This is a genomic window from Chitinophaga sp. ARDCPP14, from assembly GCF_051362515.1.
In the GTDB taxonomy this organism is placed as follows: domain Bacteria; phylum Bacteroidota; class Bacteroidia; order Chitinophagales; family Chitinophagaceae; genus Chitinophaga.
The window spans coordinates 819,445-831,392 of record NZ_JBKIXB010000001.1 but is presented as its reverse complement, the minus strand read 5'-3'; the positions used below and the strand labels follow the sequence as shown (position 1 = coordinate 831,392).

The window sequence follows — 11,948 nt, the reverse complement described above, 5'->3', positions numbered from 1 at the left end:
GTGAATAAAATAATATTCAACCAGCGCTATTGGAGGTTACCGTTTTTTGCACTTGCTGCTGTTTTTGCACTAATGCAATCTGCTTGCAAGAAAGATGTAACTGAAGCAGCTCCTGTTATCACCAGCGTTAGAAATTATGCAGCTTCTCCTGCTGATACGCTTGTCAATTCCCTCACTACCGGGCAATGGGTGGTGCTGGTGGGGCATAATCTGCAGGATGCTGTGCAGATCTCTTTCAACGGCGTACCCGCTAATATCAATAGCATCATGTTTTCAGATACCAGTGCTGCCGTGCTGGTACCAGCTGTGATACCATTCCCATCGGTGCCGGCAGAAAGTCTGAATACGATCCGCTATGTGACCCGGCACGGGTCCACCACTTTTACATTCGGCATTGTGGCGCCACCACCTTCTATTACCAGCATTTCCAACGAAAATGCCAACACAGGTGATTCCGTTTATATCTATGGGCTGAATTTATTTTTTATAAGTGAGCTGACTTTTGCCGGTACACCAATTACCGATTATAGTACAGCCGACGATGGTACGGCCATCGGGTTTGTACTGCCAACGCTTTCGCAAGGCGGGCCGGTAGTGATCAACACAAAATCCGGTAACGCTTCCACCACCTTTAATGTAAACGATCCCACAACCGGCGCGCTCTGTAATTTTGATAATGTAAATACTTTCAGCTGGGGTACCGGTACAGATAACAGCAGTGTTAATTTTCCCGGCAACAGGGGCAGTTATGCAGTGTTAAATAATGATGTTCTGCCTGCCGGCGAGGGTAGCTGGTGGAACTGGCAACGGAGTATCAATACCAACGACGTACAGTGGATCCCTGTTGACAGTTTAAGCGTTCCTATTGATCAATATGCCGTTAAGTTTGAGATCAATGTCCCCGCCGCATGGTCAGGCACCTCTATTTATGTACTAAGAGGTAACTCATTCGACTATATGGCCCGATATGAGCCGTGGCAGGGCGCTGATGGCACTGTTGTCCCCTTTAAGACAAAGGGTTGGCATACAGTCACCATTCCGTTATCCACATTCAGGACTAATGAAGGCAAAGGTAGCGCAGCTGCCGATCTGACCACTTTGCTGGGCAGCTCGGCCAAGGGATCTGTAAATATTCATACCAAAAACTTTTCTGCTTCTCCTTCTGCTTCCGGTTTACAAGCTGCGGTAGATAATATCAGGGTAGTGAAAATAAGATAGTACCAATAAATTTTAACCAAATATCATGATTATGAAAACCAGAAATTTGTATGGACTTATCGGATTGATGATTTCCACGGTAATGTTTACATACTGTAGTAAAAAGAGCACGGTTACGCCGGAATTGTCGGTTTCTTTATCTGAAGTTACTTTTCAGCCGGATGGTGGCACTTCCGATGTAACCATTGCCAGTAATGTAAATTGGAATATTAATAATCCCGCTTCTTCCTGGTTGCAGGTAAGTCAGTCGACCGGTAGCAGCAAGGCTGCTATCCGGTTGACTACTGTACCCAATACCACCGGTGCCCCCCGGTCGGTGGTGCTGGAGGTGAATGCCGGAACCAGCCAGACGCGCAGGGTTAAAGTAACGCAAGCCAGCGGCATTTATCCGGGCTACAATGTTTCGCCTGCCCCGGCTAATTCAACCGGCATGGGAAGTAATGCCGTGCAGTTAGCCGCTAAATTTAAACTGGGCTGGAACATTGGCAATACCCTGGAAGCTATTGGCGGGGAAACCGCGTGGGGAAATCCGTTGATCAATGAAAGTTATGTACAGGCCGTAAAACAGCAGGGATTTACTGCCATCCGCCTGCCAGTTTCATGGAATCAGTATTCAGACAAAACTACTGCCAAGATCCAGGATGCCTGGCTGAACCGCGTAAAAGAGGTGGTTCAATATTGTGTTAATAACGACATCTATGTTTTACTCAACATCCACTGGGACGGTGGTTGGCTGGATGCCAATATCAACAGTGCAAAAAAGGATTCTGTCAATGCCAAACAAAAAGCATTCTGGGAGCAAATTGCGACCACCATGCGTGATTTTGATGAGCACGTGATGTTTGCCAGCGCTAATGAGCCTCCTGCTGAAACTGCGGAGCAGATGGACATACTCACCAGCTATCATCAAACCTTCATCAATGCCGTTCGATCCACCGGTGGACGCAACAGCTACAGGGTGTTGGTGGTACAGGGGCCGTCAACGGATATTGATAAAACCAATACCCTGATGAACACACTTCCCACAGACGCCGTGAAAGATCGCATGATGGTGGAAATACATTATTATACACCGTTCCAGTTCTGTTTATTGGAAGGCGATGCATCCTGGGGTAAAATGTTTTACTACTGGGGGGCAGGACATCATTCTACCATTGAACCTGACCGGAATTCCACCTGGGGAGAGGAAGGTGACGTAAACACCGCCTTTGGCAAGATGAAAACCAAGTTCGTCGACAAACAAATCCCTGTTATAATGGGCGAGTACGGCGCTTACAGACGTGGCAGCAGTAGTAATGTTCCCAAAGATCTGGCCACCCACAATGATGCCGTGGATTATTGGTTGACTTATGTAACCAAACAGGCAATTGCCAGTGGTATTAAACCTTTTTTCTGGGATACAGGTGGGGCTTTGGACAGACGAAATAACACAGTACTGGATAAACGCACTATTGATGCCATTGTTGCCGGCGGTAAATAAAATTTAAACGAAGAAATGTTGAATATGAAATTTGCGGTTGTTTCCGTTGTCCTTTTTTCTCTTAGCTCACTGTCGTTATTTGCACAAAGGACAACGGTGCAATCGCCGGATAGGAAAATCAGTGTTGAACTGTTTTCAGTGCAAAATAGTGATATTGGGAGCTGGTACATCAAAGCGTCTTACCATAACAACGGGAAGGTTTCGGAAGTTGTTCCGCATATTGATTTAGGACTGTCGCGCAGTGATCAGGATTTTTCAAAAGAACTGAAATTCCTCAAAGCAGGTAAACCCATTTTGATCCAGGAGCAATACAATGCGTTGCATGGTAAGAAATCCGTTTGTACCAATGCTGCCAATGAAGTGATGGTTTCTTTTGAGAATCCTTCCAAAGCAAAATTGAATATTGTTATCAGGGCGTATAACGATGGCATTGCTTTCCGTTATGAATTTCCGGAGAAGCAGGGGACGTTTGTTGTAAAGGATGAACTGACTGCTTACACCATTCCAAAGGAAACAACCCGCTGGATGGAAAAATGGAATACTGCCAATGAATGGTTATACACTTCCATGAGCGATAACAAAGTGCAGCAACAGGAATGGTGTTACCCGGCACTTTTTAAGTTAAAGGATAATTCCTGCTGGTTCCTGCTGCATGAAGCAGATGTAAACAGTACTTATTGCGGCACTAAACTCAGCAATGCCGCTGATGAAGCAACATACAAACTTACTTTACCGGATCCGCGGGATGGACAGGGACTGGGAGCATCGCAGCCTACGATCACGTTGCCGTGGAAATCGCCCTGGCGTGTGATGATTACAGGTACCCTTGCTGATATAGTAGCCTCTACTTTGGTGGACGATGTGTCTGCGCCGTCTGTCATAAAAAATACCGGCTGGATTAAACCAGGAATCGCCTCCTGGAATTATTGGTCAAGTAACCATGGCACAAAGGACTATAAAATTGTTTGTGCATTTGCCGACCTGGCAGCCGAGATGAACTGGCCTTATACGTTGCTCGATTGGGAATGGGATGCAATGAGCAATGGCGGACGCCTGGAAGATGCCCTTCAATACATTCATTCAAAAGGTGTGAAGCCATTGATGTGGTACAATTCTGGTGGCCCTCATACCGGCGTTACCTCAACTCCCCGCGACAAGTTGTTAACGCATGAAAGCCGGGTGGAAGAATTTACGAAGTTGAGGAAATTGGGCGTTGCAGGCATCAAAGTCGACTTCTTTGAAAGCGAGAAGCAGGACATGATCAAATATTATCTCGACATCCTGGAAGATGCGGCTCAATTTCAAATGATGGTATATTTTCACGGTTGCCTGGTGCCACGGGGCTGGACAAGAACCTATCCGAACCTGATGACATACGAGGCAGTACGCGGTGCTGAATGGTACAACAATGTCCCGGATTTTACACCCGCTGCGCCAGAACATAATACCACGCTGCCTTTTACCCGCAACGTGGTTGGTCCTATGGATTACACACCGGTTACCTTCACCAATTCCCAATACCCGCATATTACTTCATATGGGCATGAGCTGGCACTCAGTGTTGTGTTTGAATCCGGGATTCAGCATCTGGCCGATCGTCCGGAAGGCTATCATGAATTACCGGATGCCGCCAGAACATTTTTAAAGGAAGTTCCGAATGCCTGGGATGATATTCGGTTGCTTAGTGGCTATCCTGGTAAAGATATTATGCTTGCCCGCCGCAAAAACGATGCATGGTATATCGGTGGCATGAATGGCGAGGAGTGGGAGAAGAAGGAAACGATCAGCTTCACTTTCCTGCCGGAAGGAATTAAATACAAGCTGACACTCATTACGGATGGAATACACGATAAAGCGCTGACAACACAGTATTTGGTGGTGGACGGATCCAGTACCGTTGAGGTTAAGATGCTTCGCCGCGGAGGTTTTGCAGCGGTGTTGAAACCAATATAATTTTTCAAAACCGGTAAAAATTTCGGCAGTAAATTAGTAAAACAGATCAACAGATGAATAAACGCTCGCTACTTGTTATTATAACAATCTTAATTTCGGGATTGAATGCCACCTCGCAGGAGGTGAACCACTTCTTTCCTGAAAAAAATCTTATCACCACCGGCATCTATTATTATCCCGAGCATTGGAACGAAAACCAATGGGAGCGGGATATAAAGAAGATTGCCGGCATGGGCTATGAATTTGTGCACCTGGCGGAATTTGCCTGGTTTAAAATGGAACCCGAACAGGGTAAATTTGAGTTTTCGTGGCTCGACAAGGTGATTGGCCTCTGTACCAAATACAACCTGAAAGTGCTGATGTGTACCCCTTCCGCAACTACACCTGCCTGGATGAGGGCAAATTACCCGGAAACTTTTGTGATGGATGGCCATTACATTCGTGGGGAGCAGGGCACACGTGGATTAGGATCAATCGTTAACCCCGCTTACAGGAAGTTTGTAGCCACCATTGTAACAGAAATGGCTAAACGGTATGGAACAAATAAAAACGTGATTGGCTGGCAGCTTGATAATGAGCCTGATGCCAAACCCGATTACAGCCCGTCTTCGCAGGAAGCATTCAGGCAATGGCTGCAACAAAAATACAAAACAATTGAAGCACTGAACAGCGCCTGGGGAACCGCCTTCTGGAGCCAGTGGTACAATAATTTTGACCAGGTGATCATTCCAAATACTAACCTCGTTGGTTGGTGGGGAAATAATCCTCATGCGTTGCTCGACTTTAAACGTTACTGCGCAGATGCCCAGGGTGAATTTCTCGATTTTCAGGCGGGCATACTGCGGAACCACATCTCAAAAGATCAATATATCACTACTAATTATACAGCCGTTTCTACTGGAGCAGATCCCAGGCGTACAGGTAAACTCGACTTTGCTACTTACACCGCCTATCCGAATGGTGGTACCAATAATATAGGAGACCAGGGCTTCCGCTTGGGAAATAGTAAAGTAATTCTTTTTGCTGCTGAATATTATAAATCGGTTGGCGGTGTATCCGGTGTGATGGAAATTCAACCGGGACCTGTGAACTGGGGAAGCTACAACCCGCTGCTTTTGCCGGGTACCGTACGTATGTGGCTCTATCACACCTTCGCAGCAGGCGGAAAGCTGGCCTGCTCCTACCGCTTCCGCCAGATTAATTATAGCGCGGAACAGTATCATGCCGGCGTAATAAAAACAGATGGCGTAACTCCTTCGCAGGGTGGCGAGGAGTACATGCAATTCATGAAGGAAATAAAAGAGTTGAGAAAACAATATAAACCCAATACTGCAATACCTCAGAAACTGGCGGCCCGTTCAACGGCAATCCTTTGGAACCTGGAAAATTACTGGACGATTGACCGGCAAAAACAAACCTGGCAATGGGATACCTGGAATTACCCGGTTAAATTCCTGGAGATAGCAAAATCATTCGGCGCACCGGTAGACGTAATTCCGGAAACCACTGATTTGTCGAAATACAAATTTGTGATTGTTCCTGCCTACGAAATGGCGGATAGTGCGCTGGTATATAAATGGCGGGAATATACAGCCAACGGCGGGCATTTGATTATTACCTGCCGCACGGCCACCAAAGATCGCATGGGCCATTTCTGGGAAGGCGAATGGGCGGCTCCCATATCAGGGTTGATTGGAGCGCAGGTAAAAGCGACCGATATGCTTTCTGGCAGCGCCAAAGGTGATATCCTTATGGGGTCAACCCATTACAACTGGAACAATTGGGCCGACTTACTTGCCCCTGATAAAAATGCAGCAGCCCTTGCGGTATTCGATAACCAGTTTTATAAAGGAAAAGCAGCGGTGGTGAAGCATAAAATCGGCAAAGGCTCTGTTACCTATATCGGAGTAGATACAGATGATGCTAAACTGGAGACAGATATACTGCGGGAGATCTATACCGGCGCGGGCGCTACCACCGAGAATTATCCTCCCGGCGTATTTGTTTATTGGCGCGATGGTTTTTATGTGGCCGTAAATTATTCTTCTGATAATTATGAAATGAAAATGCCAGCCGGAGCCAAAATATTGATCGGGAATAAAGTATTGGAACCAGCAGGCGTATTGGTTTGGAACGAATAAAAATAACATTATAAAAATAAAATGAGTAACAGGTATTTATTTGTTTTGATTGTATTTATTGTTGCCAGTCATATCTGCCTGGCACAAACAGGCAAGGTTTCTTTTAACGCGGACACTGTCCCCTCGTTTCCTGATCCATCGGCCGGATTTAATGTGCAGCGTAATAATGTACCTCACGGAAAATTAACCGTTGTTCAATACGACTCCAAAACGCTTGGGAAACGCCGGGAAATGAGTGTATATACGCCTCCGGGATATTCGGCAGATAAGAAATATCCGGTGCTATATCTGTTGCATGGTTTGGGATCAGACTATCGGCAATGGACGGAATGGTGCCAGGCAGATAACATTGTAGATAACCTGATAGCAGATGATAAAATTCAGCCTGTAATTTTGGTTTTCCCCAACTGCGATTCAAAGCTGACAGTGACAGATACAGCAACAGCAAGCCGTTCCGGAAGGGCCGATGGTTTTGAAGGTTACAGAAAACCATTTGAAGAGGATTTATTGAAAGATATCATTCCTTACATCGATTCACATTATTACACTATCAGTGACCGTGAACATCGTGCTATAGCAGGTTTGTCAATGGGTGGAGGACAGTCGTTAAATATAGGTTTGTATAACCTGGGAACTTTTGCCTATATAGGTGGATTTTCTTCGGCGCCCAATACGAATATGTTCGGTGGTATGTATACAGATGTCAAATTTGTGCCGGATATTAAAACTGCCCAGGAAAAGTTGAAACTGCTATGGGTGGCCTGTGGTAATAAAGACGGCCTTTTCGGGATTAGTGAAAAGGCCCATCAGTATCTTAACGAAATATCTGTCCCGCATGTTTGGAGTGTGGATACTAACGGGCATGACAACACGGAGTGGGATCGTAACCTGTATCTGTTTTCCCAGCATATTTTTAAACGGTAGGAGGAAAGGTAATCTACTTTGAATACCGGTACCGGAATGAATCTATATCAACAAACCCGCTATCCGATTCGGTATTGAAGTTGAAAATACCGATCCTGTCTCCGCGGTAACTACCCCAGGCTAACCGGGATACACCTCCGAAAGGTGAAAATGATTTTCCATCAACGCTGTAAAAATACCTGTTCTCCCCCCGGTAGTTCCAGGCAGATCGAAGCCAGATAGTACGCCCGGCAATGGTTGACCCGGTAGAGTCCTGGTCATTATGTGTATAGGTCAGGTACCGCGAGTTGTTAACCTGCTTTATTCCAATGCAACTCGTACCCGGTGTTGAAAAATGTGTCAGTCCTGCATATTCGCCGTTACGCATTCCATCGATATCCAGCTTAATGGTAACTACATTGGATGTTGTGCGTAGGCTGCGTTGGGTAACGGTATTGCCTGCCTGTAACAGGATATTCTTATTGTCAGCCGTAATGGGTTTGAAAGCGTACAATCGCAAGAATCCCTTACGGTCAGTTAATGACCACTTATCTGATCTCGGCTGGTAATTCCATTCCCATTGTGGAAGAAGGGTAGCAGAATTAAAATTATCGTCGGTTTGTATGGTAAGCAAAGGTGGCTTAAGATGTATCGGTTTGCGACCCGACCAAACCATGGAACCAATGGTATCATTCCCCACCTTTCCAATAATTGGCCAGCCATTTACCCAGGTAACGGGAAGCAGGCTGGCGGCACGGCCTTCCCAATCGCCCGTACCATGATGCGTAAAGAAATACCATGCTCCGCTGGTTAATTGAATAAGCCCTCCCTGGTTAGGTTCTTTATCCAGCGTTTTATTTACATGGTTTAGTTGCTTTATCTCCCATGGTCCATAAATGCTCTTCGAGCGCTCCATCATGATAACCCGGCCTTCTGATTTTACTTCACTGAAAAGATGGTAATAAAGGCCATTTATCTTGTACAATTTATTTGCTTCGCTTCCGTGTGACTGATGGATGATGCTGTCAGTTTCCATCATCAATTTTTTTCCATCCGGTGTCATTTTGAAAACATGGATATTGTATTTTTTATTGTTTTGGGGATCAGTTTCATAGTTGGTGGCAACAAAATACAATTGACCATCATCATCACAGAGGGAGCAGCAATCATCCCAACCAGATACTTTCCACAATTGATGAACCGGCTCCCATGGTCCTGCAGGATTTGCTGCCGTACTCATAAAGAAACCATCATCCGGCGTACCGAAATATACCCGGAATTTATTTTTGTAATATCGTAAAGAACCCGCCCATATGCCTTTGCCATAACAGTTCATCTTATCCCAGTTGAGATTGGGTGAGATGTTTGTAAGATCTGGTACAACATGGCTGATAATTTCCCAATTAACAAGATCCTTTGAATGTAAAACAACCATTCCGGGAGAATACTGCATGGTGGATGAGATAGCATAAAAATCGTTACCCACACGAATCGCGTCCAGGTCGCTGAAGTCGCCTGGCAGCACGGGGTTAATATAGGTTCTATCTCCCCGATCTCCCCATTTCCCGGTTTGCTGACCAAATACATTTATGCATAGCAGCTGGCACGTCCAGAGGGCTATCAATAGCTTGACATTATTCATAATCCCATCTTTTAATAAATATTCCATTCCCAGACACCTTTTATTCCAGTAGTAATTTTAATTCTCAAAAAGCGCGTTTTGATATTGACAGCATCGGAATGAGGGGATTGTATTTTAACATCATTGTGACCGCCACACGACGACCAGTGTGTGGCATCCGTGGAATATTCCAAAACGTAAGCGTGTCCGGCTGTTGGCCGGACAAAGTAAACCTCGCTGCGTTTTATGCTCGTGACTTTACCTAAATCGGCCATGATCCAGGCTGCGGAGTCTTCGGGAGAAGCCATCCAACGAGATCCGTTTGAACCATCAAAAGCAAAGGAGGGCACGAAATATTCAACACGATGAAGCAGGGAATCTTTTGCCGGTTTGATTTTCAAATCAGCCCGGGTGCTCGATGCGGTGGCTTGCATAACTTTTTTGGGAGCGCCCGTTTTCACCGGATGGAGTGCGCCAACACCTGTCATGGTCAGGTCGACCGGCTGAATGGATCCATCTTCATTGAAACGTAACCTGTTGACATACGTTTGCCGGTTGGTACTTCCTCTTCCATATTCGAGATACGCAAAATAGTAATCATCTGTACCCGGAACGTTGAAAACGCATCCATGCCCCGGACCAAAGATCTGGCGCTCGTGATTTGTGGTGGCGATGATGTCGTTGTTTTTGGGAGCATCGAACGGTCCCAGCGGAGATGCCTTGCCTGAAACGTAAGCGTATTGATACTTTTCATCTCCGCCAAGCGTGTAAAGAAAATAGTAAATGCCTTTCCGTTTGAAAAAAATGGGCCCTTCGGAATAGCCGCTGCGGGGTGTTGGTATGGTAACAGTATTGGTATCAACAGTGACCATGTCCACACTAAGCGGGGCTGCATGCCTCATTTGCCAGAACAAATAAGCTTTATGGTCGTCGTCTGTAAAAATCTCCGCATCAATACCAGTGGGACCTTTGGGCGTTTTTAGTTGTAACAGTGTATTGGGTGAGTAGGGCTTTATAAAAGTATCGGCTCCGGTAGCCAAACGGAATGGGCCGTCGGGGGAATCGGCAACTGCTGCATACATGTATCCGTTGACAGTGGGATAAAGATAGTATTTCCCGTTTGCGCTGATCGCCTTACTGGGCGCCCAATATAACTGCCTGGTGGCAGACGGAAAATAAGTCCCCGAAAAGCTCCAGTGAACAAAATCTGTAGATTTCCAAACCACCGGTGGTCCTGATGTGCGGAGGCCATCGTCGTAACCATCCGTAGTTGCATAGCAATAGAATGTGCCGTTTATTTCCTGGATACTTGCATCAGCAATCATGTCGGGGATAAGCGCATTGCCGAAGGGGTTGGCCTGGGATTTTCCGGACAAGGGGTACCACAATATCAGCAAAATGATGATGCATGTCTTCGTAAATAGGAAGAGGAACTTTGTTATCATAAGTGGAACCGCATAACGCTTCTTTTTCTTGAACATACGTGATGTAAGGTGAATCAACAAAATAGTCGTTTTTTTCGGTTTCTTACAGGTTATTTACGTTAATTTAGAGTGAGTAATAACTTACCTGGTTATATGATTTTTGAATTTACAGCGTCGCCAGATTTTGACTTTATAACATTTTTTTCAAAACAGATTAATGTGCCTGTGAGAGATAATGTATTGGAAATCCCAGCGCGACTGGGAGAAGGTTACGTACGTAAAGTTGGGTTTGGGGATGATTTCAGGTTAACCATCCACCGGTATAAATTAAAAGAAGATTTTGTTATTAAACGTAATCCGGCCATCATATACAATAACATACGTACCATTTTCTTTTACAATAATGAAGAAGATTTTGAACTTAAATATAATAACGAGGAAAACATACCGTTCTCACAAAAGAATGATTCCGCCATACAGCTTTCTACAAACGACTTGCGCACAGAAATCCGTTTCCCAGCGGGCAGCAATATTCAGTATGTAGTAGTGGGTGTTGCTGCAGATAGATTGCGCAGCATTCTATCTATCGAAAACCCTAACAGTACAATAAAAACCATTACCGCAGAAAATGCTTCCTTTCTCTTTTTCGAAAGTTTGGATGCTGAAATGCAATTGCTGCTTAAAAATATTGTGTCTGTCGATATGAATAACTCCCTGAACAATTTCTATGTGCAGATTAAGGTACAGGAAGTACTGTACTTGCTTTTTAGTAAGCTGTCGCTCAGGGAGAACACCACATTTAAAAATATTAATAGTACCGACGCCGAGAAACTCCTGGTAATACGCAGCGAGATATTACGAGATCTTAGTACTCCGCCGGTTTTAAAGGAATTAGCTACGATCGCTTCAATGAGTGAAACCAAGCTTAAGCAGCTCTTTAAACAAACTTTTGGCGTTACTATATACAATTACTATCAGCGTGCACGAATGGAAGAAGCAGCCTTTTTATTGAAACAGGCCAAACTCTCCGTTTCTGACGTGGGTTATGAGCTCGGGTTCTCCAATCTGAGCCACTTTAGCAGATTGTTTGAAAGGCAATATGGTATTACCCCCAAAAAGTTTTCCTACAAAGGATAGTCCCCATCTTTACTTCACAACTTTTTTAAGTTTAAATATACCCTTGTCGTATTGGACTATTCTTACGCCCT

General features: G+C 45.1%; 8 protein-coding genes. 6 read left to right on the top strand and 2 right to left on the bottom strand.

Translation table 11 applies throughout. The features are described 5' to 3' along the window. The 5 genes from ACLHR0_RS03235 to ACLHR0_RS03215 are packed head-to-tail and all read left to right on the top strand — an operon-like array spanning window position 1 to window position 7,716. Window positions 1-1,218: a glycan-binding surface protein gene (locus ACLHR0_RS03235; RefSeq protein WP_436484701.1), complete on the top strand. Its 1,218-nt coding sequence runs from the start codon at window positions 1-3 to the stop codon at window positions 1,216-1,218. A 31-nt stretch (window positions 1,219-1,249) separates the two neighbouring features. Beyond that, a complete protein-coding gene (locus ACLHR0_RS03230; protein ID WP_436484699.1) occupies window positions 1,250-2,698 on the top strand; it encodes a cellulase family glycosylhydrolase in 1,449 nt (482 codons plus the stop codon). Between the two features lie 15 nt (window positions 2,699-2,713). Then, a complete protein-coding gene (locus ACLHR0_RS03225) occupies window positions 2,714-4,651 on the top strand; it encodes a glycoside hydrolase family 97 catalytic domain-containing protein (protein WP_436484697.1) in 1,938 nt (645 codons plus the stop codon). Window positions 4,652-4,704: 53 nt separating this feature from the next. Beyond that, window positions 4,705-6,792, top strand: a complete 2,088-nt coding sequence (locus tag ACLHR0_RS03220) for a beta-galactosidase (protein ID WP_436484695.1) — start codon at window positions 4,705-4,707, stop codon at window positions 6,790-6,792. Window positions 6,793-6,813: 21 nt separating this feature from the next. Continuing rightward, on the top strand, window positions 6,814-7,716 hold the full coding sequence (locus ACLHR0_RS03215) for an alpha/beta hydrolase (RefSeq protein WP_436484693.1): 903 nt from the start codon (window positions 6,814-6,816) through the stop codon (window positions 7,714-7,716). A gap of 13 nt (window positions 7,717-7,729) precedes the next feature. Here ACLHR0_RS03215 and ACLHR0_RS03210 read toward each other — a convergent pair whose 3' ends face one another. After that, on the bottom strand, window positions 7,730-9,337 hold the full coding sequence (locus ACLHR0_RS03210; RefSeq protein ID WP_436484691.1) for a glycoside hydrolase family 43 protein: 1,608 nt from the start codon (window positions 9,335-9,337) through the stop codon (window positions 7,730-7,732). 11 nt (window positions 9,338-9,348) lie between these two features. Continuing rightward, on the bottom strand, window positions 9,349-10,692 hold the full coding sequence (locus ACLHR0_RS03205) for a family 43 glycosylhydrolase (protein ID WP_436484689.1): 1,344 nt from the start codon (window positions 10,690-10,692) through the stop codon (window positions 9,349-9,351). Between the two features lie 201 nt (window positions 10,693-10,893). Here ACLHR0_RS03205 and ACLHR0_RS03200 point away from each other — a divergent pair, with 201 nt between their 5' ends. Beyond that, window positions 10,894-11,877 carry a helix-turn-helix domain-containing protein gene (locus tag ACLHR0_RS03200; protein ID WP_436484687.1) on the top strand — a complete coding sequence of 328 codons (984 nt, stop codon included), beginning with the start codon at window positions 10,894-10,896 and terminating at the stop codon, window positions 11,875-11,877. Window positions 11,878-11,948: the final 71 nt, after the last annotated feature.

Bases quoted from the DNA above. Each gene is read 5' to 3' on its own strand.
- ACLHR0_RS03200 (WP_436484687.1), top strand. From the start codon at position 10,894: ATGATTTTTGAATTTACAGCGTCGCCAGATTTTGACTTTATAACATTT.
- ACLHR0_RS03220 (WP_436484695.1), top strand. From the start codon at position 4,705: ATGAATAAACGCTCGCTACTTGTTATTATAACAATCTTAATTTCGGGA.
- ACLHR0_RS03225 (WP_436484697.1), top strand. From the start codon at position 2,714: ATGTTGAATATGAAATTTGCGGTTGTTTCCGTTGTCCTTTTTTCTCTT.
- ACLHR0_RS03210 (WP_436484691.1), bottom strand. From the start codon at position 9,337: ATGAATAATGTCAAGCTATTGATAGCCCTCTGGACGTGCCAGCTGCTA.
- ACLHR0_RS03215 (WP_436484693.1), top strand. From the start codon at position 6,814: ATGAGTAACAGGTATTTATTTGTTTTGATTGTATTTATTGTTGCCAGT.
- ACLHR0_RS03230 (WP_436484699.1), top strand. From the start codon at position 1,250: ATGAAAACCAGAAATTTGTATGGACTTATCGGATTGATGATTTCCACG.